Origin of the sequence: Streptomyces sp. NPDC059668, from assembly GCF_042734135.1 — a bacterium.
Taxonomy (GTDB): Bacteria; Actinomycetota; Actinomycetes; order Streptomycetales; family Streptomycetaceae; genus Streptomyces.
Window position 1 is genome coordinate 18,706 of the sequence record NZ_JBHWEL010000050.1, and the last position, 26,052, is coordinate 44,757.

General features: G+C 73.4%; 22 protein-coding genes and 1 pseudogene. 7 read left to right on the forward strand and 16 right to left on the reverse strand.

Annotated elements, in window-relative coordinates; genetic code table 11:
• Window positions 1-601: 601 nt before the first annotated feature.
• Window positions 602-3,232, reverse strand: a complete 2,631-nt coding sequence (locus tag ACFV2J_RS29035) for an AAA family ATPase (RefSeq protein ID WP_385083573.1) — start codon at window positions 3,230-3,232, stop codon at window positions 602-604.
• A 250-nt stretch (window positions 3,233-3,482) separates the two neighbouring features.
• On the opposite strand from ACFV2J_RS29035, the pseudogene ACFV2J_RS29040 reads away from it, so the two are divergent.
• Both ACFV2J_RS29040 and ACFV2J_RS29045 read left to right on the forward strand, forming a co-directional pair.
• Window positions 3,483-4,730 (forward strand): annotated as a pseudogene (locus ACFV2J_RS29040) (methylmalonyl-CoA mutase family protein); the annotation flags it as partial.
• Window positions 4,731-5,193: 463 nt separating this feature from the next.
• Window positions 5,194-5,883, forward strand: a complete 690-nt coding sequence (locus ACFV2J_RS29045; RefSeq protein ID WP_385083572.1) for a hypothetical protein — start codon at window positions 5,194-5,196, stop codon at window positions 5,881-5,883.
• Window positions 5,884-6,011: 128 nt separating this feature from the next.
• Here the strand turns inward: ACFV2J_RS29045 and ACFV2J_RS29050 are convergent, their stop codons facing one another.
• Entirely contained in the window at window positions 6,012-6,527 is a 516-nt protein-coding gene (locus ACFV2J_RS29050) for a DUF5990 family protein (RefSeq protein WP_385083571.1), read from the reverse strand.
• 267 nt (window positions 6,528-6,794) lie between these two features.
• On the opposite strand from ACFV2J_RS29050, the gene ACFV2J_RS29055 reads away from it, so the two are divergent.
• Window positions 6,795-7,280 carry a hypothetical protein gene (locus tag ACFV2J_RS29055; protein ID WP_385441386.1) on the forward strand — a complete coding sequence of 162 codons (486 nt, stop codon included), beginning with the start codon at window positions 6,795-6,797 and terminating at the stop codon, window positions 7,278-7,280.
• A gap of 140 nt (window positions 7,281-7,420) precedes the next feature.
• Window positions 7,421-8,242: a maleylpyruvate isomerase family mycothiol-dependent enzyme gene (locus ACFV2J_RS29060; protein ID WP_385441389.1), complete on the forward strand. Its 822-nt coding sequence runs from the start codon at window positions 7,421-7,423 to the stop codon at window positions 8,240-8,242.
• 15 nt (window positions 8,243-8,257) lie between these two features.
• On the opposite strand, the gene ACFV2J_RS29065 is transcribed toward ACFV2J_RS29060, so the two are convergent.
• The 7 genes from ACFV2J_RS29065 to ACFV2J_RS29095 all read right to left on the reverse strand — a co-directional run bounded on the left by ACFV2J_RS29065 (window position 8,258) and on the right by ACFV2J_RS29095 (window position 17,049).
• On the reverse strand, window positions 8,258-8,794 hold the full coding sequence (locus ACFV2J_RS29065) for a hypothetical protein (RefSeq protein WP_385087905.1): 537 nt from the start codon (window positions 8,792-8,794) through the stop codon (window positions 8,258-8,260).
• Window positions 8,795-9,064: 270 nt separating this feature from the next.
• On the reverse strand, window positions 9,065-9,823 hold the full coding sequence (locus ACFV2J_RS29070) for a hypothetical protein (protein ID WP_385087903.1): 759 nt from the start codon (window positions 9,821-9,823) through the stop codon (window positions 9,065-9,067).
• 231 nt (window positions 9,824-10,054) lie between these two features.
• Window positions 10,055-11,944 (reverse strand): glycoside hydrolase family 15 protein, encoded by a 1,890-nt coding sequence (locus ACFV2J_RS29075; RefSeq protein WP_385087901.1) that lies wholly within the window; start codon window positions 11,942-11,944, stop codon window positions 10,055-10,057.
• Window positions 11,945-12,058: 114 nt separating this feature from the next.
• Complete coding sequence (locus ACFV2J_RS29080; protein ID WP_385087909.1) at window positions 12,059-12,946, reverse strand: DMT family transporter; 888 nt, start codon at window positions 12,944-12,946, stop codon at window positions 12,059-12,061.
• A 252-nt stretch (window positions 12,947-13,198) separates the two neighbouring features.
• The gene (locus tag ACFV2J_RS29085; protein ID WP_385087899.1) at window positions 13,199-14,470 is read right to left on the reverse strand and encodes a serine hydrolase domain-containing protein; all 1,272 of its coding nucleotides are present in this window, start codon (window positions 14,468-14,470) and stop codon (window positions 13,199-13,201) included.
• A 244-nt stretch (window positions 14,471-14,714) separates the two neighbouring features.
• Window positions 14,715-15,704: a LysR family transcriptional regulator gene (locus tag ACFV2J_RS29090; RefSeq protein ID WP_385087897.1), complete on the reverse strand. Its 990-nt coding sequence runs from the start codon at window positions 15,702-15,704 to the stop codon at window positions 14,715-14,717.
• A 10-nt stretch (window positions 15,705-15,714) separates the two neighbouring features.
• Entirely contained in the window at window positions 15,715-17,049 is a 1,335-nt protein-coding gene (locus ACFV2J_RS29095; RefSeq protein WP_385441394.1) for an aminotransferase class V-fold PLP-dependent enzyme, read from the reverse strand.
• A 383-nt stretch (window positions 17,050-17,432) separates the two neighbouring features.
• Here ACFV2J_RS29095 and ACFV2J_RS29100 point away from each other — a divergent pair, with 383 nt between their 5' ends.
• Both ACFV2J_RS29100 and ACFV2J_RS29105 read left to right on the forward strand, forming a co-directional pair.
• Complete coding sequence (locus ACFV2J_RS29100) at window positions 17,433-17,906, forward strand: hypothetical protein (RefSeq protein ID WP_385087893.1); 474 nt, start codon at window positions 17,433-17,435, stop codon at window positions 17,904-17,906.
• Between the two features lie 238 nt (window positions 17,907-18,144).
• Window positions 18,145-18,468 carry an acyl carrier protein gene (locus ACFV2J_RS29105; RefSeq protein WP_385087891.1) on the forward strand — a complete coding sequence of 108 codons (324 nt, stop codon included), beginning with the start codon at window positions 18,145-18,147 and terminating at the stop codon, window positions 18,466-18,468.
• 144 nt (window positions 18,469-18,612) lie between these two features.
• Here the strand turns inward: ACFV2J_RS29105 and ACFV2J_RS29110 are convergent, their stop codons facing one another.
• From ACFV2J_RS29110 to ACFV2J_RS29140, 7 genes are all read right to left on the reverse strand, one after another.
• The gene (locus ACFV2J_RS29110; protein WP_385087889.1) at window positions 18,613-19,494 is read right to left on the reverse strand and encodes an aminoglycoside N(3)-acetyltransferase; all 882 of its coding nucleotides are present in this window, start codon (window positions 19,492-19,494) and stop codon (window positions 18,613-18,615) included.
• A 91-nt stretch (window positions 19,495-19,585) separates the two neighbouring features.
• On the reverse strand, window positions 19,586-20,845 hold the full coding sequence (locus tag ACFV2J_RS29115; RefSeq protein ID WP_385087887.1) for an MFS transporter: 1,260 nt from the start codon (window positions 20,843-20,845) through the stop codon (window positions 19,586-19,588).
• A 143-nt stretch (window positions 20,846-20,988) separates the two neighbouring features.
• Window positions 20,989-21,531, reverse strand: a complete 543-nt coding sequence (locus ACFV2J_RS29120; protein WP_385087885.1) for a GNAT family N-acetyltransferase — start codon at window positions 21,529-21,531, stop codon at window positions 20,989-20,991.
• Window positions 21,528-22,415, reverse strand: a complete 888-nt coding sequence (locus ACFV2J_RS29125) for a JmjC domain-containing protein (RefSeq protein WP_385087884.1) — start codon at window positions 22,413-22,415, stop codon at window positions 21,528-21,530. The genes ACFV2J_RS29120 and ACFV2J_RS29125 overlap by 4 nt, the downstream gene beginning before the upstream one ends.
• Window positions 22,412-23,257 (reverse strand): JmjC domain-containing protein, encoded by an 846-nt coding sequence (locus ACFV2J_RS29130; RefSeq protein ID WP_385087883.1) that lies wholly within the window; start codon window positions 23,255-23,257, stop codon window positions 22,412-22,414. Before ACFV2J_RS29130 ends, ACFV2J_RS29125 begins: the two co-directional genes overlap by 4 nt.
• 112 nt (window positions 23,258-23,369) lie before the next feature.
• Complete coding sequence (locus ACFV2J_RS29135) at window positions 23,370-23,507, reverse strand: hypothetical protein (RefSeq protein WP_168500444.1); 138 nt, start codon at window positions 23,505-23,507, stop codon at window positions 23,370-23,372.
• 662 nt (window positions 23,508-24,169) lie between these two features.
• Window positions 24,170-24,778: an ATP-binding protein gene (locus ACFV2J_RS29140; RefSeq protein ID WP_385084690.1), complete on the reverse strand. Its 609-nt coding sequence runs from the start codon at window positions 24,776-24,778 to the stop codon at window positions 24,170-24,172.
• Window positions 24,779-25,001: 223 nt separating this feature from the next.
• On the opposite strand from ACFV2J_RS29140, the gene ACFV2J_RS29145 reads away from it, so the two are divergent.
• Window positions 25,002-25,598 (forward strand): TetR/AcrR family transcriptional regulator, encoded by a 597-nt coding sequence (locus ACFV2J_RS29145; protein WP_385084692.1) that lies wholly within the window; start codon window positions 25,002-25,004, stop codon window positions 25,596-25,598.
• The last annotated feature ends 454 nt before the right edge of the window (window positions 25,599-26,052 follow it).

A 26,052-nucleotide genomic window follows, 5' to 3' on the forward strand; every position in this document is an offset into this window, starting at 1 on the left:
CGCGCCCCCGCAGCGGCATCGCGGTGAGGCGCGCACCGCGGACGGCGTACGGCGGACCGCCGAGGATCTCCTGTACCAGGATGAGCCCGGCCCGCTCCCGCACCGCCCCGTCCCGGTTCCCTCGCCCGGAGAACACCGGCGTGCCACCACAGGCACCGCGAACTGCCCCGCGCCCGACCGGAGTTCGGACCGCCAAAAGGGGCGGCCGCCAGGAGTTCGGCCCGCCCGGGGCGTGCCCGTCAGAGGCTCGGCCCACCATGTCGCGGCCCGCCCGGTGTGCCACCGTCAGAGGTGCGGCCACCAGAGGTTCGCCCCGCCGGCGATGTGCCCGGCAGCGACGCGGCTGACGGAGGTCCGGCCCGCCAAGGCTGTGCCCGTCAGCGGTGCGGCCCGGGTGTTCCGTCAGGGGTGCGTCCCGGCAGCGGTGCGGACCGCGGGAAGCTCCCGCCGGCCGGTGTGCCGCTCAGCACATGTCTCCACTCAGCGCATGTCTCCACTCAGCGCATGTCTCCGCTCGACACATGTCTCCACTCGGCGCATGTCTCCGCTCGGCGTAGGAGCGCGCGGCGGGCGTGCCGTCACCGGGCCCGGGCGGTCCGCTTCAGTGGCCGGCCTGTTCGAACGTCCGGGTGCGCAGGTCCGAGGGCAGGTCCTGGCGGCGGGCGATGCCGAGTTTGCGGTAGACGCAGGTGAGGTGGCGCTCGACCGTGCTGGGGCTGACGAAGAGCTTGACCGCGATCTCCCGGTTGGTGTGCCCCTGTGCGGCGAGGGCGGCCACCCGTTCCTCCGAACCGCTCAGCCGGGCGGTGTCCCGGCTGCGGACGGGACGCGCGGCGCGCTCCGGGCCGTCGACGGGCCGTATCCGCTCGCGCAGCGGCACCGCGCCGCAGTCGCCCGCCAGTTGCCAGGCCCGCCGGGTGATCGTCCCAGCCCGGGTTCCCTCGCCGTTCAGGCGTAGCGCGCCGCCCAGGTCGGCCAGGGCGCGGGCGAGTTCGAGGCGGTCCCCGTAGTCGCGGAGCTCGTCGACCGCGCCGGCCAGCAGCTCGACGCGGCGCCGGGGCTCGGCGGTGGCCGCGCTGAGCCGCAGTGTCACCCCGCGCGCCCGCGTCCCGGTGGCCGCCGGGAGGGCGAGCTGGTCGGCGACCAGGGCCTGTGCCTCGCCCGGGCGTCCGAGCAGGAGCAGTGCCTCCGCCGCGTCGGTGCGCCAGGGCAGCAGTTCGGGCTGGTCGGCCGCCCAGCGGCCCGCGGTCCTGCCCGCCTCCAGGAACTCCTCCAGGGCTGCCTGGGGGCGTCCGGTGGCCAGGTAGTAGCGGCCGCGGGCGCGCAGGAAGGCGAGGGCGTGCACGGTGGAGTAGGGCTCGCCGGGCAGGGTGGGGTGCAGGTGCAGGGCCGCCGTGGCGTACTCGCCCTGTTCGGTGAGGGCCTGGACCAGCAGGGCGAGCGGGGCGAGGAGGAACGGGCCGCCGCGGCCGGCGAGGTGTTCGAGGGCACGCGTCGCCTCGCGCCGGGCGCCGGTGAGGTCGCCGAGCCGCAGCAGGGACTCGGCGTGCGCGGTGGCGAAGGCGGCCTGCCAGCCGGGGGCGTTGCGGGCGGAGATCTCCTCGGCGAGCCGGCCGCACCAGGCCACGGCCCGCTGCGGCCGGTGATGGACCAGGGTGCGCAGGGCCCGGGCGAGTGACTCGTAGGTGGCCGGGGCCAGGGGTGTGTCGGTCAGCAGCCGTTCGGCGGCCGGTACGTCCTCGCGGGTGCCCGGGACCAGCCACAGCGCGGCGGCGCGGGTGACCGGTGCGGTGGGGCGCTCGTGGGTGACCGGGCACTGGGCGTGGGGTTCGCTCGGCACGCTGTCGCGGGCCGGGCGGACGTCCCCGGCCGCTCGGCCCAGGACCTCGTCGGCCTCCTCGATGCGGCCCTGGGCCGCCAGCAGCCGGGCCAGCCATCCCGCGTCGGCGCCGGACAGGCGTCCGGCGCGCAGGGCGGCCTGGGGTTCGTCGAGGAGGTGGTGGGCCGCGGCCGGATGCAGGCGCCAGGTGTGGGCGGCCAGTTGCAGGGTGATCCGCAGCCGGGTGGGTTCGTCGGGGCAGCCGGAACGGGCCAGTCGCAGCAGGGTCGGCGCGCCGTCGGGGTCGCTGTGCGAGAACGGTTCCTGCCGGGCCGCGTCCCGCAGCGCCTGGATCTCCCAGGTGTGCGTGGCCGTCCCGGCGGCCAGTAACTGCCCTGCCACCAGGACGGGTTCGGCCAGGGCGTGGTGCAGGACGCGGGCGGCGTTGCGGTGCATCGACCGGCGCTGTTCGGAGGAGAGCATGCCCAGCACCGCGGACTCGGCCGCGGGATGGCGCAGCCGGGCGCCGGTGACGAGTCCGGCGGCGTCCAGGGCGTGGCGCGCGCGGGCGGCGGCGTCGGCGCCGAGCCGGGCGAGGCGGGCGGCGTGCTGCGGGTCGGCCTGCGGGCCCAGGACGGCGAGGGCGGCGGCCAGCCGGCGGGCGGCGGGACCGCAGCGTTGGACACAGGTCGCGAACGCCTCGGTGAAGGGGCCGCCGGGTTCGGGCTCCGGCCACCCGGGCCGGCCGGCGGGGGTGCCCGTCTCGGCCAGCAGGGCACGTATCAGAAGGGGGTTGCCGCCGCTGAGCGCGTGCAGGGGCGCGGTGGCGTCCGCGGGCACCGGGGTGCCCCAGAAGCGGGCCAGTTCGGCGGTGCCCCGGGCGTCCAGGCGGGCCAGCGGGATGCGGACGAAGCCCTGGTGGCGCAGGAGTTCGGTGTGCAGTGCGAAGCCGTCCGTGCGGTGGTACGGGGACTGGGCGAGCACCGTCAGGAGGGGGGCCTCGTGCAGGGTGTGGGTCAGGCGCAGCAGTTCGGCGAGCGAGGCGCGGTCGGCGTGCTGCAGGTCGTCGACGCACAGGAGTACGGGGCCGTTCGCGCAGGCGGTGCGCAGCAGGGCGGCGAAGCCGGCCGCCGTCCCGTCCGGTGCGGGTGCCGGCCGGGGCAGGTCCTCGGTGAGGCAGGCGGCGAGGCGGCGCAGCAGCGCGTGGTCCTCGCGGCGGGCGCCGGGGTCGGCCGCGGCGTGCAGCACGGTGAGTCCGCGGTCGGCGGCGAGGTCGGCGGCGTACTGCAGGAACCGTGTCTTGCCGCAGCCGGGTGCTCCTTCCACCAGCACCAGTTGAGCGGTGCCGTCGCTGCAGGCGCGCAGAGCCTTGTCGAGTCGTGCGCATTCGTCGTCGCGGTGCAGGAGCATCATGGGCCCGCCCTCCCGGTCGCATTCCCTCCACGTTCCTGCAGTCTAGGAAGGCATATGCCCGGCACGAGTCCGGCGCGATGGCCAGTGACTGCACGGCAGGAAGTACCGGGATGCCGTCCCTGTCACACCGTCGGCGGGTTTCGGCAGGTCCTCGCGGTGATGGGCGCCCTGCCCGGGCTTTAGCCGCTGCCCCCACGATGACGGCCCGCGGTGCTCCCGCGCTGCGCCGGGCCTTTCGGAGGGACGAACATCGATGTTCACCGTCTGCCCCTGGACCACGCACCGGTCCGCCGGTTTCGGCACCGCGGGTGAGTCCAACGCCTACTACCGGCGGTCGGTCGCGTACGGCACGACGGAGCTGTCGGTCGTCTTCGACCTGCCCACGCAGTTGGGTCTCGACTCGGACGCCCCGCAGGCGAGCGGTGAGGTCGGCCGGGCGGGGGTGGCGGTCGACTCCCTCGACGACATGCGGGTGCTGTTCACGGGGATCCCCCTGGAGCGGGTGTCGACGTCGATGGCCGTCGGCGCGCCGGCGGCGGTGCTCCTGCTGCTGTACCAGCTGGTCGCCGAGGAACAGGGCCTGCGCGCCGACCGGTTGACCGGCACGGTCCACCACGACGTGCTGACGGAGTACGTCGTGCGGGGCAGGTACGTCTTCCCGCCGGAGGCTTCCCTGCGGCTGGCGGCGGACCTCTTCGCCTACTGCCGTGCGCAGTTGCCCGGCTGGAACACGCTCTCGATCTCGGGGCGCGCCCTGGCGGAGGCGGGAGCCACGCCCGCGCAGGAGATCGCCTTCACCCTGGCCGAGGGCGTGGAGTACCTGCGGACGGCGGTCGCGTACGGGATGGACGTGGACGTCTTCGCGCCGCGGCTGTCGTTCCTGTTCGGCGCGCGGGCCACGCTCCTGGAGGAGCTCGCCACCCTGCGTGCGGCCCGGCGTGTCTGGTCGCGGGTACTGGGTGAGCAGTTCGGTGCGCGCGGTGTCGCCTCGCGCATGCCGGTGCGCAGGGCCGTGCGGGGTCTGGCCGCGGTGCTCGGCGGTGGCCGGCCGTACGGGGCCGCCTCCGCGGTGCGTCCGTTCGCGGGCAGTCGGGCCGCCGCGCGGACGATCGACGGCCTGGAGGCCGCGGCGCTGGAGCTGATGCTGCGGGTGGAGGAGCTGGGTGGCGCGGTCGCCGCCCACGGTCACGGCTTCCAGCGGGACGAGATCGAGCGCGCCGCGCGCCGCCACCGGCGCCTCGACGGGGACGGGTTGTACGAGGCGGCCCGCCTCGATCCCGTCGCCGAACAGCGGCAGACCGAGCGGCTGGCCAAACTGCGCGCGTGGCGGTGTGCCGACCGGGTCGACGACGCGCTCATCGTGGTGCGCAAGGCGGCGGAGGGCAGTGACAACGTCCTTCACCCGATGAAGCAGGCGCTGGCTTCCGGAGCCACGGTGGGTGAGGTCTGCGACACATTGCGGCAGGTGTGGGGAGCTGGTTTTCAGCCCGCCGCGTAGCCGGGCGGTCCGGCGGGTGGTGGGTGCCGGTGAGTGGTCCCATCAACAGCGGCGGTGCGCGTACGGGGTGCCGTTCGGGTGTATTCCGCTGTTCTCCCCGATGTCGCACCCCGTTGTCTGGGACTGTGCCTCCTACGACGCGGCCGATCTCAGCGGCCCCGGCCCGGAGGGGAGTTGGTGTGTGCGCCTGCCGCACCTCGTTGCGGCCGGTATCGGCCATGGTCCGCGCAGGGTCGGTTCCCCCGGGGATGTCCCGTGCCGGTGAGGGGAATGAGACACCTCCGATACGGGCTGGTGGTGCCGCTCACAGGTGGCGTTCCTTGCTGTCATGTGGGCTCCGAACAGGCATCCTTGGGAGTCGGCAGGTGCGCGCGAGCCCGAACACGCACAGGATCATGGCCAGATGATGCAGGTACCATCCGCCCTCAGGACCGATTCAGACATCCCGGAAGAAGGAACTGTCATGTCACAAGTCCACTCGGAGACCACCGAACTCCAGTCGCAGTACGCGGCCCAGCTCACCGCGGACCTTGAGCGCAACACCAAGGAACAGGAACGTATCGGCGCCGAGGTGGTGGCCCTGCAGGAGTTGCTGGAGGCCCTGCGGCGCGATCAGGCCCTGCTGGTCAACCTGCGGCGGACGCTGGGTGACGAGGCCCCCGCCGCGGCCGGTGCGAAGGCGGCCGAGGCCGCCGCGACGGTGCCCTCGGTGCCGCGGCAGGCTTCCGCCGAACCCAAGTCCCGGCCCAAGCCCGCCAAGCAGCAGAAGAAGGCCGCTGCCGCCAAGCCGGCCAAGCCCGCCCGCACGACGCCCAAGAGCACGACGCCCAAGAGCACGGCGACGAAGGCCGCCGCGAAGGCGCCGGAAGCCGCGGGCAAGCCCACCCTGGTCGAGCTCATCCACGACCACCTGAGCCGGCAGTCCGAACCGCGTTCCGCCGCCGAGATCACCGCCACGCTCTCCGAGACCCACCCCGAGCGCGGTGTCAAGGCCACGGTCGTGCGCACCACGGTGGAGGGACTGGTCGCCAAGGGCCGCGCCCAGCGCAGCAAGCAGGGCACGTCGGTGTACTACACGGCGGCCGGGACCGGTGCGGCCGACGATGCCGCGCAGCAGGCCGCTCCTGAGCAGAAGACCCCGGTCACCGACTGACGCGACGGCATGCGCAGCCTTACCCGCGCGGCCGGTCCGCGCCGAAGAACGCCTTCCTGTCCGTGCCGGACACATCGACGCCCACCGCCATGAGCGGGCCGTTGCCCCTCACCGCCGCGGCGGCACCCTCATGCGGACGTGGCGCCCGGAGCCCTCATGTCCCCCTGCCGGCCGTCGAGTTGAGACGGGCCGGCGGTCCAGGTGATGTGCGGGGGTTCGACACGTGCGCACAGGGGGTTGCCGTGCGCGTCACTGAGGCCGAGGCGTCCGACGAGGAGGCCTTCGCGCGCGGCGGCGTCGAGCACCTGCGGGGGCACGGCGTCGAGCATCAGCTTGGCGCGGCGGAACATCGTGAAGACGCCCGACTCGTCGACGGTGCCCCAGGACAGGTAGACGAACCGGCGGCCCAGGCGGTCCTGTACGTAGGGGCCTTGGACGTGGGTGCCGGCCGGCGAGGCGGTCACCGTGCACGGCAGGGTCCATGTCGCGGACCGGGCGTCACCGGGCTGCGGGTCGAGGAGTTCGGCGGGACGGTCACGGCGTTGCACGGCGACATGGATGTCGCGGTACGCGGGGAACGCGGCGTCGGCGGGGGCCGGGCAGGTGCGGCCGGGCAGGTCGACGGCCTCGATACGGATGCGCATGCCGGCCATCATCCCGCCGTGGCCGTTGCGGGTGCCTCGCGGTGCCGGGCCGGTTCGCGGCGGGGCCCGGTACGCGGGGCGGAGGGTTCCGCAAGTACTGCTGCTGCGTGCGAGTGGTGGATCTCCCGGTGGGGTCGTAGCGTCGTGGGAGGAGGCATCCTCCGCGTGGGAAGGCAGCCGGTCGGCGCCCGCCGTGCAGGCGGGGCCGGGCGGGCCGGACGGACGCGGGGGCCGATGAGTCCAAGGAGAGCGCGGCCGGGAGCGGACATGCGAAAACTCACCGTCAGGGCGGCAGTCACCTTCTGTGCCGCGGTATCGCTGGCCACTGTCATGGGAACGGCGGACGCCGCACCCGTGACGGCGCCGCGGTCCGCGCACACCCTCGCGCAGGAGTCGATGCAGCCCCCGGTGCCGACGCAGCCCGTCATCGTCGACTGCTCCTTCCAGCCGCGGGTGGAGCCCGGTGATTTCGTGCTCGCCTGCGGCGACGGCAACAGCCGTCTCACCTCACTGCGGTGGTCGCGCTGGGACGCCGGCTCCGCCGTCGCGCAGGGCGTCAACGAGGTCAACGACTGCAAGCCGTACTGCGCCGCGGGGACCTTCCGCGCATACCCCGTCACCGTACGCCTCGACCGCCCGCAGGCCTGGAAGAAGAACCCCCAGATGTCCCAGTACACCCGGCTGAGGCTCGTCTACACCGACACCAAGCCCGCCGGATACACCCAGACCGTCGCCTACCCCCTGTCGAACTGACCTTGACGGCTGCGCGCAGGGTCTTGTCGCGGGCCGCTTCACCTGGTGTTCTGTACCCCGGTTGACCGGCAAGGCGTTCGCCTGCCGGATCGCCGGGCGTGCCGCGTCCGGCGCGGACGCGGGACCCGAGGTGGAGCGGCGTGGAGTCAGTGGCCGGGCAGGACGTACGGGACACCCTGCCCGAGGGGCTGGATGACGCCATCCGCGACACCGCCCGGGAGATCGCCGCGCTGCTGCGCCGGGATGCGGACATGGACCGCGCGGTGCCCAACTCGCGGTGGAGCGTCGGGGAGGCGGCGGCGCATCTGGCGCAGGCCAACGAACTGATGGCCCAGCTCGCGGCGGGGCAGGTCCGCGGCTACGGCGACGGGACGCCGCAGAGCCTCGCCGCGGCCAACGAGCGGGCGCTCGCCGCGTTCGGCGAGCGGAGGGCGAAACCGCTGGCCGTGATGATCGAGACGCAGGCAGAGGCATATCTGAAGGCGTGGGAGACGGGTGCCGCGCGGGGAACCCTCGTCACCCCGCTGGGCCCGATGGGCGCCGACGTGCTGGGGTCCTACCTGCTGACCCACATGCTGGGCCACGGCTACGACCTCGCACGCGCGCTGGGCCGTCCGCACATGATCGACCGTGCCCGGGTCGAGCTGACCGTGCCGTTCCTGCTCACCGCCATGCCCCGGGTGACCGACGCCGCCCGGACCGCCGGGCTGAGCGCCCGCTACACGATCCGGCTGCGGGGCGGCGCCCGGTTCGGGGTGACGGTGACCGACGGTGTCGTCCAGGTCGACGCGCGGCCACCGGCCCGGCCGGACTGCACCATCCTGACCGAGCCGGTCACCTTCCTGCTGATGGCGCTCGGCCGCCGTGGCCAGTGGAGCGCTCTCGGACGGGGCGGCATCACCGTCTGGGGCCGCAGGCCCTGGCTCGCTCCCCGTTTCCCGGGCCTCTTTAAGGCACCCTGACCGCGGCGGGGACGCTCACCTCGGGCCGGGTGCGCCGGCCGCGGGGGTGGTGACCAGCAGGCCGAGCAGGGTCGCGCGGTGGAGGTCGGCGATCGGGTCCAGGAGATCCGGGTGACGCAGCAGGGGGGCCGCCCGGTGGTCGCGGGGGCTGGGGACGGTGAGCCGGCGGGCGCTGCCGATGCCGCCGGTGCCGTGGTGGGTGGCGCCCAGGCAGGCCGTCGCCACCGCGGCGAGGTCGGCGTCGGCCAGCAGACAGGCCGCCCAGCTGACGACGGTCTCGTCGACCCAGGTGCGCCAGAGGCGCTCGGCTCCGGTGGGCGCGTGCACGTCGGCGCCGGTCACGTAGTCCAGCCTGCCCGATCCTCCGGGGCCGAGCAGGCTGAGCAGCTCGGCGTCCAGCGGGGTGGGGTAGCGCAGCGCGGCGGCGATGGTGACCGCGTGCTGCGCCTGGGCCTCGGCCAGGGCATGGTTCAGCGAGCCTGCCGCCGGCGGGAACGCCGACAGCAGCCAGCGCGCGCAGGCGCTGATGACAGGTGAGAGTTCGCTGGGCATGGTGACCGTCCTTCGCAGGTGCCCGCCGTGGCCCGTGCCCGACCACACGGGCACACGTGCGCCGAAGGGGGCAGGCGCGGTGGCAGTCAAACGTAAGGGCGCCCCTCGTGACGGCGACAGGGCGTAGCTCACAGAACGGGGTGTGAGGTTGCCCGCCGCCCCAGGGACTGGTCCGCCGCCCTCAAGGGCTGTCCGCCGCGCTCAGGGGTTGCCGGCAGCCGCGGGGGACCCCGGCCCACCGGTGGGCCGGGGTCCGTCCCGCCCGGGCGGTCAGGCGGCGCGGTGGGTCCTGACTCCGTCGGCCTCGAAGTCGTAGACGGTCTGGTTGATGCGCAGACCGTCGACGGCACCGATCCACATGTGGTCGCGGCCCTTGCCCACCGCCACGGTGTGGATGGTCGGCTTCTCGCCGCCGTCGTTGAGCGAGGCCTTCAGCTGCGCGAACGTGCACTCGGCGGCCTGGTTGCAGGCGGTCTCGCCGCCCGAGAGGAACCAGTAGCCGCTCGAGGTGGCGTCGATGTACGGGCTCCAGCGGTCCGTCACCGGCGCCGCGTCCGGTACCCACACCAGGGTGGAGTAGTTGTCGCCCGGATGCGCGCTCACGTTCGGGTCGATCTCGAACCTGATGTTCGGCATGTTCTCCGTGCCTCCGGCGCCGACGTTCTCGCCGGTCTGGAAGACGTGGAAGCCGACCTTGGTCAGGCCCAGCACCGGGTCGCCGAAGAAGTCGACCTCGTTGCCGAAGTCGACCTTCTCGCTCTGGTCGGCGACCTCGATCCCCAGGCTGCCCTTTCCGTAGGGCGGCCTGGCGGCGGGGCCCTGGACGCCGAACGAGCCGAACGGGCCGTTGCGCAGCGCGGCGACGGGAGAGCCGATCGTGTTGCGGGTGATCACACCCCAGTGTTCCGAGTGGTCCCGGCCCGTGTCCGCGACGGCGGATGCGGATCCTGGGAGGACGGAGGCGACGAGGGCGGCCAGTGCGGCGACCGCGAGCGTCTTCCCCCGGCTCATGCCAATGCGAGCGTGCACGCTCATTCCTTCCGGACGGCTGGAAAACCGGACAGGCCGCGCACCGGTGTCCGGCGGCGCGACCGCCCGTCACCGTATATGACTCTCAGTAATCGTGACGGTCAGCGACATGCGGCCCCCATCCACCCGTTCGCGCCCTCGGTGCAGGGGAAACCGCGGGCGTATGTCACCGTCCGTACCGCGAGAGGGGGGGTGACGGTCCCGCCGCGGGCCGGGGGGAAACGATTCCCTCTAGCCGAGTCTGCGGTCGAGGTTGAAGGCCGCGCTGATCAGGGCGAGGTGGGTGAACGCCTGGGGGAAGTTGCCCTGCTGTTCGCCCGTGTGGCCGATCTCCTCCGCGTACAGGCCGAGGTGGTTGGCGTAGGTGAGCATCTTCTCGAACGCGAGCCGGGCCTCGTCCAGCCGGCCCGCGCGGGTGAGCGCCTCGACGTACCAGAACGAGCAGATCGAGAACGTGCCCTCCTCGCCCTGGAGGCCGTCGGGGCTGGCCTGCGGGTCGTAGCGGTAGACCAGGGAGTCGGACACCAGGTCCTCGCCCAGCGCGTCCAGGGTGGCGAGCCACTTCGGGTCGGTCGGGGAGATGAACTTCGCCAGCGGCATCATCAGCAGCGACGCGTCGAGGATGGAGCTGTTCTCGTACTGGACGAAGGCGCGGCGTTCGGCGGACCAGCCGTGGCTCATGATCCGCCGGTAGATCGCGTCCCGTGCCCCGCCCCAGCGCACGATGTCGGCGGGCAGGCCGCGGTGCCGGGCCAGTCGTATCGCCCGTTCGATCGCGACCCAGCACATCAGCCGCGAGTACAGGAACGGCTTGCGTCCGCCGCGGGTCTCCCACACTCCCTCGTCGGGCTGGTCCCAGTGGTCGCACACCCAGTCGACGAGTTCGCAGATGCTGTCCCAGTGCCCGCTGGAGATGGGCTTGCCCCACTTGTCGTAGAGGTAGAACGAGTCGAGCAGTGCCCCGTAGATGTCCAGTTGCAGCTGGCCGACGGCGGCGTTGCCGACGCGTACGGGGGCCGATCCGCGGTAGCCCTCCAGATGGGGCAGTTCACGCTCGGACAGATCGCGGCGGCCGTCGATGCCGTACATGATCTGCAGGGGTCCCTCGGCCTGGGACGCGCTCACCGATTCGAGCCCGACGTTCTCGGTGAGGAAGCCCATGAAGGCCTCGGCCTCGTCGATGAATCCGAGCCTGAGCAGCGCGTAGACACAGAACGCTGCGTCGCGGACCCACACGTAGCGGTAGTCCCAGTTGCGTTCGCCGCCTATCTGCTCGGGCAGGCTGGTGGTCGGCGCGGCGATGATGGCGCCGGTCGGCGCGTAGGTGAGCAGTTTCAGGGTGAGGGCGGAGCGGTGCACCATCTCCCGCCAGCGGCCGCGGTAGCGCGACTGGGACAGCCAGTGCCGCCAGTAGCGCACGGTCGCGTTGAACTCCCGCTCCGCCTCGGCCACGGCGCAGAAACGCGGTGCCACCTCACCGCCGATGCGGTCGATGGTGAAGACGGCCGACTCGCCCTCGTGGAGTTTGAACAGCGACCACACGTCCGGGCCCGCGACCTCGATGGGCACCGTGGAGGTCAGCGCGAGGTGGAGCGAGGCCGATTTGAAGACCACCTGGCCGTCGTACGCGTGCACGGTGTGCGGCATGGCGCCGTACTCGAAGCGGGGGGCGACGCGCGCGCGGAAGGGCAGTGTTCCGCGCACGCACACCACGCGGCGGATCAGGCGGTGCCGGCCGGCCTCGCGCGAGTCGTCGACGACCGGCATGAAGTCCTGGATCTCGCCGACCCCGTCCTCCGCGAAGAAGCGGGTGATGAGCACGTTGGTGTCGGGGAAGTAGAACTGCTTGGTGCGCGCGGGGACGTCCGCGGCCAGTTCGAAGCAACCGCCCCGTTCCGCGTCGAGGATCGAGGCGAAGACGCTGGGCGCGTCGAAGCGCGCGCAGCAGTACCAGTCGATGGTGCCGTTCGTGCCGACCAGGGCCGCGCTGCGCAGGTCGCCGATCAGGCCGTGTTCGGCGATCGGCAGGTAGGGGGGTGTGGCGGTGCCGCGGGGACCGGGGGTACCGGGGCCGCGGCGGGGCCCTTCCGTCGCTCCGGTGTCGGTAGTCGCTTCAGCCACGTCAGCCTCCTCGGGCTGTCGGCCTGGCCACCCCCTGCCACTCCAGGCTAGCGAGTCCTCGTCACCTGGGCTTGGGGAGCGAGCGGAGCGCCCGGGGCGGTGGCGGGAGCGGGATCAGGCCCGGCCGCGGTGGCGGGCGGGGGGTGCGGAGACCAGGGTCTGGGCGAGGGGGATCCGGGCCAGCAGGATCGCTCCGTACAGGATCAGGCCGGCCCCGGCGATCTCGGGGACCAGCCACCAGCCGGTGCGCACCTCCTCCGCGTACAGGGTGACGCCCAGGGCGAGGCTGACCAGGGCGTCGCCGAGGGTGAGGGCGGGCTGGGAGGCGACCAGGGGGCCGGACTGGACGGCGTTCTGCAGCAGGAACAGGGCGCAGACCCCGGCGGCGGCGAAGGCGTAGGTCTGCCAGGTGAGGAAGAAGGCGGTGACACCGCCCGTCTGCCAGGCGTGGGTGGCGTCCTTGATGAGGGCCGCGGTGAGCGCGTAGCCGATGGCCGCGGCACTGCCGAAGCAGGCCGCGCGGGCCCGTCCGGCGGGCCGGTGCAGTGCGATCCGCACGGCGATCACCATGACGCCGACGCAGCAGACGATGGCCACCATCCAGCCGCCCGTGGTGGGCTGGTCGGTGCCGGCCGAGGGTGCCGCCGCGGCCAGGGCGACGCCCAGTCCGGCGGCGATGCATGCCACGGCCGTCCAGCCGCGCTGGGTCACCCGCCGGCGCAGCACCAGACCGCCGATCAGCAGGGCGAAGGGGAGTTCCAGGACGAAGATCGGCTGTACGACGGCCAGGGCGCCGTTGACCAGGGCCAGCGCCTGGAAGCAGGCCGCCGCCATGACCGCGGCCATGCCGCCGAGCCAGGCCGGCCGCTGCAGCAGGTCGACGAAGAGGCGGGCGCGGAAGCCTTCGGACAGGGGGACGTCCTGTGCGGCGCGGCGCTGGAGGACGGTGGCGGTCGCGTTGCTGGCGGCGGCCAGCAGGGCGAAGACGACGGAGACCACCATGCCCACCGGCCTGTCCCTCCTCGGTGTGTCCCGGCGTTCCCGTGTCTGCCGGATGCGGCCCGGCGTGGGGGCCGGTCCTGCCCATGCTCCCGCGACGGCGCGGTGTCCGCCCCCCGACGGCGCGGGGCGCTGGTGCACCGCCGCGCGTGCCGGTGCCGGTGCGGTGCCAATGCCAGTGCCAATGCCAATGCCAATGCCAATGCCAATGGTGATGGTGATGGTGATGGTGATGGTGATGGTGATGGTGCGCGGTCAGCGGGCCGCGGGCTGTGCGGGCAGGTCGAAGACGTGTCCCGGTGAGACGATCTTCGTGACCGCCTCGCCGACGAGTGTGCTGGGCTCGGCGCCGTCGTGGCTGATGTCGGTGTTCAGGAGCACGACCAGGGTGGCCTGGGCCGACGGCAGGTAGACGGTCAGGGACTCGTAGCCCGGCATGGAGCCGTTGTGGCCGATCCAGCCCTGGACGTCGAAGATACCCAGGCCGTACCCGGCGCCCGGGATCGTGGTGGGGAGCGTGGCCAGCCGCTGCTTCTGGGTGGCGGGGCTGATCAGGGCCGTGCCGTCGGGCAGGACGCCCGTGGCGACCGTGCGGGCCCAGGTGTGCAGGTCGTCCAGGTCGGAGATCATCGCGCCGGCCGTCCAGGCCCAGGAGGGGTTCCAGTCGGCGGTCTCCTCGACCGCGCCGCTCGCGGTCTGGTCGGTGTAGCCCTGGGCGTGCGGGGCCGGGAAGGCCGCGTCGGCCGGGAGGAGCGTGTGGTCCATGCCGGCCGGGGCGAGGACGTTCTCACGGATGTAGTCCCCGGCCGGCATACCGCCGGCCCTCTCCACGACCAGGCCGAGCAGGATGAGGTTGGTGTTGCTGTAGGAGAACTTCCGTCCCGGCGGGAACAGCGCGGGGTGCCTGAAGGCGTAGTGGAGCAACTGCGGTGGGGTGAAAGGCCGTTGCGGGTCGGATGTGAGGGCCTTGAAGAAGCCCCGGTCTTCGGTGTAGTTGAACAGGCCGCTGCGCATCCCGGCGAGGTCCCGCAGCGTGATCCGGTCGCCGCCGGGCACACCGTCGACGTATCTGCCGATCGGGTCGTCCAGGCCCACCCTGCCCTCGTCGACCAGCTTGAGCAGCGCCGTCACGGTGAACGTCTTGGTCTCGCTGCCGATCCGCGTGTACAGGTCCGGCGACATCGCGCGCCCGTCGCTCCTGTCGGCCACACCGAACGACCGTACGTAGGTGCCCTGGCCGTGCGTCCACAGTCCCACGGTCACCCCGGGCACGCCCGCCTCGCCCATGACCTGCCGCACGCTCGCGTCGAGTTGGCGGGTCACGGCAGGGGTGAGGGTGCGGACCCCGCCCGTCGCCGGGCCGGACGGTGAAGGGGACGCGGTGGCGTGCGTGGCGTCGGCGGCGGCAGGGACGGCGGCGGTCGCGGTCGTGCCCCGGGCGGTGCAGCCCGCGCCCGCCGCCATGAGCGCCCCCACCACGGCGGCGGTGACGGCTCCCCTGCGCAGACGGGTGCCCGAGTGGGTCATGGGCTGACTCCAAGCACGTGAGGACCGGGGTAAGCACATGCGGACCGGGCCCGGTCGTCGCGGACGGGGGCCACGCGACGGGCTGCGGTGCGCAGCGGTGCCGTGGGACACGGGGCTTGGGGTCCTGTCCTCCTCAGGATAGGAGGGCCGGGGGGCCGTCGCCCGTCGGGCGGTACGGCCCCCCTGAACGGCACCGGCAACCGGGCAGCGGCGGGTTCAGCCGCCGGGGGCCGGACGGTGTGGTTCAGAAGCTGTGCGAGGGCTCCGCGGCGAGGGCGCGGTCGGCGTCGGGGAGCCAGGAGCCCGGCGGCCGTTCGAGCCAGCCCTCGGCCGCGCCGAGGGCCTGAGCGGCGCCGGCCAGAGCTCTCACCCCCGGGTGGCGCAGGCCGCGGCGCCAGACCAGGGAGACGGGGGAAAGAGGCACCGGGTCGGTCAGGGGACGCAGGGCCAGCTCCGGGACGTCCGAGAAGTCGACGTTGGCCAGGACCGACCAGCCCTGCTTGCGCATGACCCGCCGGAACTCGGCCTCGCCCTCGATCTTCGGGAAGGGCGGTGCCAGGCCGACACCGCGGCCCGCGAACAGGGCGCGCGCGTAGTCCGTCCATTCGGCGGTGTCCTCGTTGCCCGCGGCGGCGTACACGGTCTCACCGGCGAGCGCGGCCAGCGGCACCCGTGGCAGGGCGGCCAGCCGGTGTTGCGGGGGCAGGTGCACCGCCAGCCGGTCATAGCGGATCAGCCGGTGTTCCAGGCCGGCACGGACAGCCCTCGGCAGTCCGGCGACACGGCCGAAGGAGACGTCGAGCCGGCCGTCCGCCATCTCGGCCGCCGCCCGCGTGAGGCCACTGTGGAACCGGGAGACGAACTCCACGCCAGGGGCCGCCTCCCTGGCCGCCGCCAGTACCCGTGGCCCGGTGGAACCGTGGAGCGCGACGTCGACGATCAAGGGGCGAGCGACGCCCTCGGCCGGGGTCTGCTCCAGTTCCCGGCTCAGCCGTTCCTGGGCGGCCAGGACGTGCCGCACGACGGGCAGCAGCCGGTGCCCCTCGCGGGTGAGCGCCACGTGCCGGGTGTCCCGCTCGAACAAGGCCCTGCCCCACACCCGTTCCAGGTGCCGGATGTCCCGGCTGAGCGCCTGCTGCGCGACGAACAGCCGGGCGGCGGCGCGGGTGAAGTGCAACTCCTCGGCGACGGCCACGAAGGCGCGCAGCAGCCTGGGGTTGATGTCATGACGCACGCCCTCATTCTCACCGACCGGCCCCGGCCGGTGTGGGGCACAGGGTCAGGTGGCGGCGGGTGGGCGGGCGGGGGCCGGCCGCCGGAGCCGGGGCGGTGCGGCCGGCGGCCGGGCGGGGGCCGGGCGCGTGCGGGCGTTCCTCGCGGACGACGGCCCGCAGGGCGTGGCCGAAGCGGGTGATGTCGTCCGGGGTGGTGTCGTGGTGGAGGGACGCGCGCAGGGCGGTGTTCGCGGGGTGGTCCAGGAGCGGCAGCTCCTGCGCGACCGTCTTCCACACCACGACGCCGCGGGCCGCGAGTTGCCGGCGCACGAGCGCGGCGGGCAGTTCCCGGTGGCGGAAGGCGAGGATGCCGGACTGGACCAGGCCGGGCGTGATCAGTTCGGTGCCGGGTGTCTCCTCGACGGCGGCGCGCAGGGCCGGCAGCAGCCGCAGCCCGTCGTGTCCCGCGGGGCCGGCGGGGGCCGCCGCGCGGTGGGCCAGCGCGGCGTCCAGGCCCGCGACGGCCGCGTTGTGCGGGGGCGTCCGGTGGGCGACGGCCTCCTCGAACGCATCCCTCAACCGGGGTGCCACGTAGGCGAATCCGACGTCGTGGGGGCCGCGCAGGAACCTCCAGCCGTCGCCGGCCAGCAGATGGCATCCGATACGGGCGGCGTCCACGGGGAGCTGTCCGGCGGCGTAGGAGGCGTCGACGGCGTACAGGCACCGGTGCGGGGCGAGGATCTGCCCGATGGCCTCGACCGGGTTGACGACGCCGCGGCCGGAGGGGACGTGGACGGCCGAGACGAGGGCGACGTCGTCGTCGATGTGCCGGGCCATCCATTCCAGGTCCAGGTCTCCGTCCTCGCGCAGCGGGACGACCTCCAGCCGGCAGCGGGTGCGGTCGCGCAGGGCGTACAGGGCCGTCAGGTTGGCCACCCCCTCGTAGGGGGTCGTCCAGATCCGGTCGCCACGGCCGGGGGCGAGGCCGCGGACCAGCGCGTCGAAGGCGGTGGCGGCGTCCGTGACGACGGCCGTGTCGGCGGCCGGGACACCGAGCAGTGCGCCGAGACGGTCATGGATCCCGGTGCGCAGGACGTGTTCGAGGTGTTCCTCGAGTTCGTGCGGCCCGTAACGGTCCTCACGGGCCGCGCAGTCGGCGACGAGTGCGCGTACGGCGGCGGGCATACGGCCCCAGCCCGCCGTGTCCAGATGGACCGTCCGGCCGTCCACGCCACCCGCTCCGCTCGGGTCGTCGCGGCTGTCGCGGTCCTTGTGGTCCTTGCGGTCACTGCGGTCCGTGGGGTCACTCGTGGGCGCGTAGTCCCTTCGGTCCTTCTGGTCCGTGGATGACGGCGTCGCGTTCATTTCCGGGGCCTCCCCCCGCTGTCGGGGCCATCGGCTGCCAGGACGCGGGGGCCGTTGTGCGCGACCCGCCACGAACAAGCGTTGCCAACATGCTTGGCAATATGTTGCCTAACGCGAGGGCGAAGTGGCAACGCCGGCTCCGGTGGCGCTCTAGCGAAGGGGCCGCGGACGCACGGTTCGGCCTCTTGGAACGGGCGCCCACTGGGTCTGAAAACGGGGTTGTTGACAAACTTTGCCAGGCATTCGCGCAGGTGGCCCCGTGTCTCTCGTGGGTCTCCAGTCCGTCTCCAGCGAATGCCGAGCAGATCCCGAGTTCGCGTTGCCAAGCTTCTTGGCAAGAAGTTACCAACGCAGATTCGCTTCATTGCCACGGAGGAGCCGTCATGAAGAACATCGCCCGCATCGCCGTCACCACCACCGCCGCCGTCGCCTCCGCCGTCCTCACCCTCGGCGGCGTCAGCACCGCCGCGCAGAGCATCGGTTGGCCGCAGTCGGCGGGTACCACGGCCTCCTCCGCCATCGGGTGGCCGGCCGCCTCCGACGACAGCAACATCGGCTGGCCCAAAGCGGTCACCGTCGCCGCCGACGACAGCAACATCGGCTGGCCCAAGACCGCCACCACCGTCGCGACCACCGGCGACATCGGCTGGCCCAAGGCCACCTACACCACGGCCTCGGGTGACATCGGCTGGCCCAAGGCGGCCACCCTCGCGGCTGACGACAGCAACATCGGCTGGCCCAAGGCGGTCACCGTCGCGGCCGACGACAGCAACATCGGCTGGCCCAAGACCGCCACCACCGTCGGGACCACCGGCGACATCGGCTGGCCCAAGGCGGTCACCGTCGCGGCCGTCTGACGGGCGCGGTTGCCGTAACGGACCACTGGGCGCCGCGACCACCGCGCCCAGCCGAACAGGCCGAACCAACCGAATCTTGAGGCCCCCGCCGGCAGCGCCGTGGCGGGGGCTTCGGTCGTGCGCCGGCCGGTCGCGGGGGCCGGCCTGAGCAGGCGTCCACGGCGGCTCGAGCGGGATCCGGCACGGTGCTGCTCGGAGCACCGCTTCGCCTCTCCCGTGTCCGGAAGGAAGTCGCCCGATGGCCCACGTACCGTGGAACGCGAAATTCGAGGACGTACTGCGCCAGGGCCTGCCGGGGCTCGGCAAGGACAAGGAGCCCGCCGCCGACGTCCCGATGGAGGCCTACGGGCTGGACTCGATGGCACTCATCGGCATCGTCGGCGCGCTGGAGTCGACGTTCCGGGTCAGTCTGGCCGGCCAGGTCGTCATCCCCGTGCACACCCTGACCGCCGGTCAGCTGTGGGGCATCCTCTCCGCCGCGTTGCAGCCGGCCTGGGACGAGAGCCGGCCCTCGGCGGCCGGCCGGCGTACGCGTGACCTGGGTCCCTGGGCCGTCGCCTGACCGCTGCGGGCCACCACGGCGGCAGCCGCGGCACCACTCCCCCGGACACTCACGACAGCGGCTGCGACAGCGCCTGCGGCGCCGGTGACGGTGCCGCGGGCGCGGGGAACGGTCGACGTCAGCCGGGACCGACGCCCCCGCCGGTCACAGTGCCGTGGCGGGGGCCTCCCGTACGCCGGTCATGTTCGGTGCCACGCCCCAGGCGCTCAGGTCGCGGTGCCGCTCCATCCAGACGCAGGCCAGGTCCACGAGTTCGGCGACCGGGCACACCAGGGCACGGGCCGCGGCGAGGGGGCCCTCCCGGACCAGACCGGCGCGGGCGGCCCGGTCGCCGATGCGCGCGTAGTCACCCTCGTACATGACGAGTTGGTCGCTGTCCTGCCAGACGGTGGCTCCGTCGGCTCCCGCGCGGGGCACCCGCATGCGGTGGACGCGGCGCCCCGGGTAGGGCGTGAGGTGTTCGGCCAGGTGCAGGACGGTGCACTTGTCCCAGCCCACTCCGATCAGCAGGACCTTCGCGCCCGCACCGCCCAGCGCGGTCAGCGGGCTGCGCGCGCCCAGGCCGTAGGGCAGCGGGTGGGCGGCGAGCAGGGCGGGGGCGGCGGGGCCGGAGGCGGCCAGCGAGTAGAGGGGGTGCGTGGAGCGGCGGACGCCGGGCAGGGTCCGTACGAACTCGGGGAAGCGGCCCAGGCGGGGCTGGACGGGGTGCACGTCCGGGTCGAACGGGGGCAGGGACGCCCTGATGCGGGGCCACCACGTGGGCGGCACGGGCCGCTGGACCCAGGTCGCCGGGTCGGTCAGGTAGGTGGTGAAGGCGGCCACCACGAGGGTCCCCGACGCCCCGACGGCCTCCCGCAGGGCCCGCAGGAGGGCGACGGGACCGCCCACCGTCCAGCCCAGGGCGCTCAGGGAGGTGTGGACCATGACGACGTCCCCGGGTCCGACGCCCAGGGCCCGCAGGTCCCGGGCCAGTTCGCGGTCGCTGTAGGGGCCGGGGGTGCGGGTGTCGGCGGCGGGGTGCAGCATCCGTGCCTCCGGTCTCTGCGGTGTCTGCGTGTCCGCGGTGGCTGTTTCTGCGGTGCCCGCGGTGTCTGCGGTGTCTTTGACGTCTTCGGGTTCAGTCCAGGGCGGCGGGCTGGTCCGCGGTGGGCCGGTCCGCGGTGGGCCGGGGTGCCGCCGCCCCGGCGGCGGCGGAGGCCGCGCGTACCGCCGGCTGGACGAGGAGGGCGGCGGCGGTGAACAGGACCGCGGCCACCGCCCAGCCGAGGCCGGAGCCGTGGCCGATGAACGCGGTCAGGACCAGCGGGCCGAGGATCGACTGGAGGCCGTGGTGGAGCTGGAAGGCGCCGAGGTACTCGCCGCGCCGGTCCTCGGGGGCCAGGCCGATGCCGATGCCGAACGACCCGGCCGCGTGCCACAGTTCGGCGCCGGTCATCACCACGAAGGCGGCGCACACCAGGAACCCGGCCGTGAGGGTGCCGAGATGGCCGGTGGGGATCAGGAGCAGGCAGGACACCGCGCCGGCCAGGCCCGCGCGGCGGGCGAGGCGGGCGGCGCCGGGCAGGTCGTCGCTGCCCCTGGCCGCCCGGACCTGGAGCAGTACGCACAGCACGGTGTTGAGCCCGATGAGCAGGGGGGTGAGCACGGTGGGCAGGCCGGTGCCGACGACGATCCACAGCGGGATGGCCACCGCCAGCACGGAGTCGTGCAGGGACAGTGCCGCGTTGACCGCGACGACCCGCAGGAACGGCCCGTCGCGCAGTGCCGTGAAGCGTCCCGCGGCGGGCGGGGCGGGGCGGGCGGCGGCCGCGGGCAGCCGGTGCACCAGCAGGCCCGCCACCACGAACGTGACGCCGTTGGCGAGCGGGATGACCTGGAGGGCGCCCCGGGTGCCGACGGCGAGCAGGACCGCTGCGGCCAGGGTGCCCAGTCCCATGCTGGCGTTGCCGACGGAGCGGATCGCGGCGCGCGCGTTCACCCGGTCCTGGCCGGGGACGAGTTCGGCGATCAGGGACATGAAGGAGGGGCCTGTGCCGAACTGCAGGGCGCCCACCGCCACCGCCAGGACGACGAACTGCCAGGCCGCGTGCACGGCGGGCAGTGCGAGGTAGCCGCAGCCCAGCCCGATCAGCAGCCAGGTCAGCAGCGGGCGCGCCCCGGTGCGGTCGGCGACCATGCCGAACAGCACCGAGGCGAGCAGTCCGGTCAGTCCGGCGGCGGACAGCGCCATGCCGATCTGGGCCGGGCTCAGGCCGGTGACCTGGGTGAGGTAGACGGCGGAGCCGGCCATGTACAGGCCCACGCCGATGCCGTCGATGCCGTGCAGGACGGCGAGCTGCCGTGCGGGGCCCTTCAGGCTGGCCGGGAACAGGGGCATGCGCGCTCTCCGCTCGGTCGTACGGCTACGGCTACGGCTCTGTCTGTGGCTCTGCCTGTGGGTTGGTCCGGGTCCGGCTTCGGGTCCGGCTTCGGGTCCGGCTTCGGCTTCGGCTTCGGCTTCGGGTCCGGGGTGGTGGAGGGTCAGGGGGCGGGCGGGCCGAGGGGGCGCAGGACGGAGTAGAGGAGCTGGTCGTGCCAGGTGCCGGCGCGCCACTGGGCGCGGCGGACCCGGCCCTCCAGTTCGAAGCCGGCCTTCTCGGCGGCACGTTGTTCGGCGAGGTTGTCCGCGTCGGTGCACACCTGGACGCGTTCGGTCCGGGTGTGGGTGAAGAGGTAGTCCACGAGCAGGCGCTGCGCCTGGGTCCCGATGCCCTGGCCGCGGTGGGCGGCGAACAGGCCGATCGCGATCTCCCAGCAGGCGGAGGTCTCCACGCGTCCCCACGCGCGGCGGAACCACTCGACGCGTCCGGCGAGGGTGTCGTCGACGGTGACGGACAGCATGTTCTCGTCACCGCCGAGCAGGCCTCGCTCGTCGAGCAGCCGGCGCAGCCGCAGACTCGGCGTGTGCCCGAACCACTGGTAGGGGCCCGGTCCGTGGGGCCCGGCGAACTCCGTGTCGAACCGGTCGAGGTCCGTGGAGGTCACCGGGCGCAGCACGGTCGCCGGGCGCAGCACCGGTCTCATCCGAGGTGCCCGGCCTTGAGTCGTACGGCCTGTTTGAGCACCTGGGTCTCGTCCGCCGCGCCGAGGGTGCGGGTGAGCAGGGCGCGCAGCCGGGTGAGGCGTTCGGTCAGGGACAGTTCGTGGTGGTGCCGGGTGAGGGCCTCGAACTCGGGCCGGCCGAGGAGTTCGGCGAGGAAGACGTTGGCGAGGTCCTGAGGGGTGGGTTCCTCGATGGTGACGGCGATGTGGAGGGAGGTGCCGATGCGGGCGGTGGCGGAGTGCGGGGTGCCGTGCGGCATGTAGAGCACGTCGCCGGGGCGCAGGGTGACCTCCATGCGCCGGTCGTAGGGGATGACGCCGCCGGTGTAGCGGTCGGAGTCGCTGGTGGAGGTCTCGTCGAGGCGGCCCACCACCCAGTCCTTGACGCCGGCGATCTGCAGGACGAGGACGTGGGAGCCGTCCATGTGGGCGGCGATGGCGGTCTTGCCGGGCGGGCTGAGGAAGACGAACGACTCGAGTTCGGCGCGGAATTCGGGTGCCAGTGCCTGGACGAGGGCGCGCAGGCGGGGGTGCCAGTGCTCGGGCTGGCTGAACTTGAAGGTGCCGCCGGCGGCGAAGTCCGCCTTGATCTGGGCGGGGTTGATGTAGCCGGGGACGTGGTGGCCGACGATGGTGCGCGAGCGTGTCATCTCGGAGACGGCGGTGCGCACGCCTTCGTCGAAGGCGGTGAAGTAGGGGCGGATCAGCAGCCCGCAGTCCACCTCCTCCCACATCTCCTGCTCGGTGATCAGGCCGGTCAGGTCGGCCGAGGCGCGGAAGACGGCGGGCTGGGCGGCCCAGTGGTCGCGGAAGAACGCGTCGGTGTCGCCGACCAGGTCCTCGAGGGTGATCCGGGTGGTGGTCATCCCGTCACCTCCCGCATGGCGGTGAGAGCGGCGTGGGCCCAGGTGTCGTCGTCGAGGTGGCGGGTGTGGGCGAGCAGGGCGGCGCGGACGCGCTCGGTGCGCTGTTCGAGGGTGGTGGTGTGGAAGCGGTGGGCGAGGTCGGGGTCCGCGTCCAGGAGGTGGCGGCCGAGCGCCTCGAGGAGGTCGTCGGGGGTGGGTTCGGTGAGGGTGAAGGTGAGGTGGAGGGAGTCGCCGTCGCGGGCGACGGCGTCGTGGGGCCAGCCGTGCGGCAGATAGAGCACGTCACCGGGTTCCAGGACGAAGGTGTGGGTGGGGTGGGCGGCGTCGACGTCGAGGCCGGCGTCGGCTCGGACCTGCTGCGAACCGGCGTACAGCTGCCATTCCTTGCGGCCTTCGAGCTGGAGGGCCACGACGTGGGAGGCGTCGCGGTGCGGGAGCATGCCGCGGCTCTCGGGCGGGGTCCAGAAGACGTAGGAGGCCACCGCGACCGGGGCGGCTGCCTGGAGCTGTTCGACGACGGTGCGGGTGGGACGGTGCCAGTCGGAGAGCTGGTTGAGCTTGAGGGTGCCTCCGGCCGACATCAGCCGGTTGACGGCCGCGGCGTCGGGGAAGCCGGGGCGCTGGTGCCCGATGACGTCCCTGGAGCGGGTGTAGGCGCTTTCCGGCGGTACGGCTCCGTGGCGCAGCACCGAGAAGTAGGGCCAGCGCAGCAGGCTGGCGTCCAGCTTCTGTTCGATGAAGGCGGAGGAGACGTGGTCGGCGGGATCGACCGCGCCGCGGAGGATCCTGAATTCCTTGTTCCATGCGTCGGCGAAGATTCCCTCGCCGCGCAGAGTGTCCACGAGCGACGTGTTCAACCCGACCCCCAGGGCTCTGGTGTCTTCGGTGTCCGGGCGCCGGCCGGAGCGCCCGGCTGAGTGCGGGCGTTCCGGCCGGGCGGAGCCGTCTGGCGTGTCAGGCGTTGGAGATCTGGTTCATGATCGTCTTCGGGGAGTCGAAGGCGTCCTCCTCCTCGGCGCTGATGTTCGTCTGCGCCAGCTCCTCCGGGTTCTCGGAGTTGTCGATCGCGTTCTTCGTGTCGCGGATACCCATGTCAGCCTCCACAGGCGGCGGGGTTCTCACCGCGGTGGTGCGGTGAGCTGCCCTGGAGCATGCCAGCGGGGCCTCGCGCGGTCCTTGACCGCGCTCGGGTGCGGCGGTCGAGCCCCGCCGGGGCGGGCGGGACGGAACGGGCGGGCCTGCTGGGCAACGGGGGCCGGTGGGTGGGCGGTTGAGGGATGGGCGGTTGAAGGGTGGGAGTGCGCGGGGCCGGGGCCGGGCCTGCTGGACAACGGGGGCCGGCGGGTGGGCGGTTGAGGGGTGGGAATGCGCGGGGCCGGGGCTGCGGTTCGGGGATCGCGGACCCGGGTGGCGGCGTCATGGCCGTCTGCGGGCACCGTGCCGGGGGCTGCCGCAGAATCGCACGAGAACGGCTTGAGACGGGGCCCGGGGCGGGGCGCGATGCCGGAAGCGGCCGGTACGGCGCGGTAAGGCGCGGCTCGGCCGGTACTGCGCAGCGCGGCGCGGTACGGCGCGGCGCGGTACGGCGCGGCGCGGTACGGCGCGGCGCGGTACGGCGCGGTAAGGCGCGGTACGGCCGGTACGGTTCGGGCGCAGCCGGCACGGCGGGCCTGGCACGGGGAGTCCTCGGCCGCCCCCACCGCCCCACCGGTGGTGTGTCTGAGGTGTTCCGGTGGGGTGGGCGGCGCTTTGGGTCAGGGCGTCCGCGTGGGTATCTCGAACCACATGGTCTTGCCGGTGGCCGTGCGGGTGCTGCCCCAGGTCTCGGTGAGCAGATCGAGCAGTTCGGTACCGCGTCCGCTCTCCGCGTCGGCGTCGACGAAGCGGCGTACGGGGCCGGTGGGCTCGGTGTCCTCCACTTCGCACCGCAGGTGGGAGCCGCGTGCGTACAGGTTGAGCCGCAGCGGGCCGCGGGTGTGGCGCAGGGCGTTGGTGACCAGTTCGCTGACCAGGAGTTCGGCGGTGTCGGCCAGGTCCTCCAGACCCCATTCGCCCAGCTGGGCGGTGGCCAGGCGACGGGCCCGGCGGACCGAGGTCAGCTCCCGCGGCAGGGGCCAGGAGGCGTCCCAGGCGGTGGCCCGGGCGCGCGGCGCGTCGAGCGGCCGCAGGGGCTCCAGGGAACGCGACCACAGAGCCTGGCTCCGGGCGATCCATGAGGTGGGCGCGGCCTGCGGGGCCTGGTCCTCGTCCTGGGCGTGGCCGGCGGCAGCCCGCCGGTCCGGCCTCTGCGTCCGACCGCGGGAGAACCGGGCGAGGGATCCCAGGGGTGAGATCGAGGCGAGGTCGATGGCCCAGGCGGCCATGGGAATCAGTCCCTTCCGTAACTGCCGGCGACGATGCTGCCGGAACGGCCGAAGCACTTCGGCGACCGGGGCGGGCATGCGCCGGATCCCGCATTCACGTAGCACGTGCTACATCCATAAATATACATGTAGCACGTGCTACGGTAAATACCTGGACGAAAGTTAACGAATTAGACATGCGGGGTCCGTTCCGTCCCGCACAACCGCAGGTGGGAGGCCCTTCATGTCGCGGCCAGCCGACCCGGCCAAACGGCGCGACCTCCTGGAGCAGGTCCGCGCGTACATGATCCGCAACGGCGTGGCCGACCTGTCCCTGCGCCCGCTCGCCCAGGCCCTGGGCACCAGCGACCGCATGCTCCTGTACTACTTCGGGAGCAAGGAACGCATGGTCGCCGAGGCGCTCGCCATGTACGAGAGGCGGCCGCTGCTGCGCGCCCGGCGCCTGCTCACCACCGCGGACTCCCCCCGGGACCCGGCGGGGCTGCGCCGCTTCATGGAGGAGACCTGGCAGCAGTTCAGCAACCCCGAGCTGCGCGCCACACTCCCCCTCTACCTGGAGATCATGGCCGCGGGCCTGCTCCACCCCGAGCGGTACGGGCCCGTCATGCGCGACGTGATGAGCGAGTGGACACGCCTGCTCACCTCCGTCTTCCGTGAACTGGGCATGACCGAGGCCCGGGCCCGCACGGAGACCACCCTCCTGCTCGACGCGACCTTCGGCCTGCTCATCGCACCCTTGACCAACGGCGACTGGGACCGGGCCGACGCGGCCTTCCACACCCTCCTCGACCGCCTCGAACCCGGCTGGCGGGACGTCTAGGCGCCGCCCGCAGAGGTCCGCCGGGCCGCCGCGCCCCGCAGACCGGGAAGCCGGACGAGCGTGAGCCGAACCCGCCCGCACCGCCGCCGGCCCCCGAGGGGACCCACGCCGGCCCGACGCTCCGGCCTTCCGCGGGCGGACGTTCGGACACTCCGGCCGACCGGCCGGCGCGAGCGGCCCGAGCGGCACCGGTGCACCCACGGACCGGATGGCCGTACCGGATGGCCGTACCGATCCGCCGCAGCCTGGCCGTCACCGGCCTCGCGGCCCAGGACGGCCGTCACCGGAAGCCCGGTGCCGATCACGAGTACGCCGATGAAGAGACCCCCGCCGCCGCCCCCCTGCCACCCCCGCCGGGCGCCGGCCCGGGGGCCGGGGGCGGCGCCACCGGTGCGCCACCCCAGCGAGCCGGACCCACAAAAACAGTTTGACAACAACGAGGGACGGTTTTTCC

Excerpts from the sequence above, each read along its gene's own strand:
- ACFV2J_RS29035 (WP_385083573.1), bottom strand. The coding sequence starts at position 3,232 with ATGATGCTCCTGCACCGCGACGACGAATGCGCACGACTCGACAAGGCT.
- ACFV2J_RS29045 (WP_385083572.1), top strand. The coding sequence starts at position 5,194 with ATGTCACAAGTCCACTCGGAGACCACCGAACTCCAGTCGCAGTACGCG.
- ACFV2J_RS29050 (WP_385083571.1), bottom strand. The coding sequence starts at position 6,527 with ATGCGCATCCGTATCGAGGCCGTCGACCTGCCCGGCCGCACCTGCCCG.
- ACFV2J_RS29055 (WP_385441386.1), top strand. The coding sequence starts at position 6,795 with ATGCGAAAACTCACCGTCAGGGCGGCAGTCACCTTCTGTGCCGCGGTA.
- ACFV2J_RS29065 (WP_385087905.1), bottom strand. The coding sequence starts at position 8,794 with ATGCCCAGCGAACTCTCACCTGTCATCAGCGCCTGCGCGCGCTGGCTG.
- ACFV2J_RS29080 (WP_385087909.1), bottom strand. The coding sequence starts at position 12,946 with ATGGTGGTCTCCGTCGTCTTCGCCCTGCTGGCCGCCGCCAGCAACGCG.
- ACFV2J_RS29085 (WP_385087899.1), bottom strand. The coding sequence starts at position 14,470 with ATGACCCACTCGGGCACCCGTCTGCGCAGGGGAGCCGTCACCGCCGCC.
- ACFV2J_RS29095 (WP_385441394.1), bottom strand. The coding sequence starts at position 17,049 with ATGAACGCGACGCCGTCATCCACGGACCAGAAGGACCGAAGGGACTAC.
- ACFV2J_RS29100 (WP_385087893.1), top strand. The coding sequence starts at position 17,433 with ATGAAGAACATCGCCCGCATCGCCGTCACCACCACCGCCGCCGTCGCC.
- ACFV2J_RS29105 (WP_385087891.1), top strand. The coding sequence starts at position 18,145 with ATGGCCCACGTACCGTGGAACGCGAAATTCGAGGACGTACTGCGCCAG.
- ACFV2J_RS29110 (WP_385087889.1), bottom strand. The coding sequence starts at position 19,494 with ATGCTGCACCCCGCCGCCGACACCCGCACCCCCGGCCCCTACAGCGAC.
- ACFV2J_RS29115 (WP_385087887.1), bottom strand. The coding sequence starts at position 20,845 with ATGCCCCTGTTCCCGGCCAGCCTGAAGGGCCCCGCACGGCAGCTCGCC.
- ACFV2J_RS29120 (WP_385087885.1), bottom strand. The coding sequence starts at position 21,531 with ATGAGACCGGTGCTGCGCCCGGCGACCGTGCTGCGCCCGGTGACCTCC.
- ACFV2J_RS29125 (WP_385087884.1), bottom strand. The coding sequence starts at position 22,415 with ATGACCACCACCCGGATCACCCTCGAGGACCTGGTCGGCGACACCGAC.
- ACFV2J_RS29135 (WP_168500444.1), bottom strand. The coding sequence starts at position 23,507 with ATGGGTATCCGCGACACGAAGAACGCGATCGACAACTCCGAGAACCCG.
- ACFV2J_RS29140 (WP_385084690.1), bottom strand. The coding sequence starts at position 24,778 with ATGGCCGCCTGGGCCATCGACCTCGCCTCGATCTCACCCCTGGGATCC.
- ACFV2J_RS29145 (WP_385084692.1), top strand. The coding sequence starts at position 25,002 with ATGTCGCGGCCAGCCGACCCGGCCAAACGGCGCGACCTCCTGGAGCAG.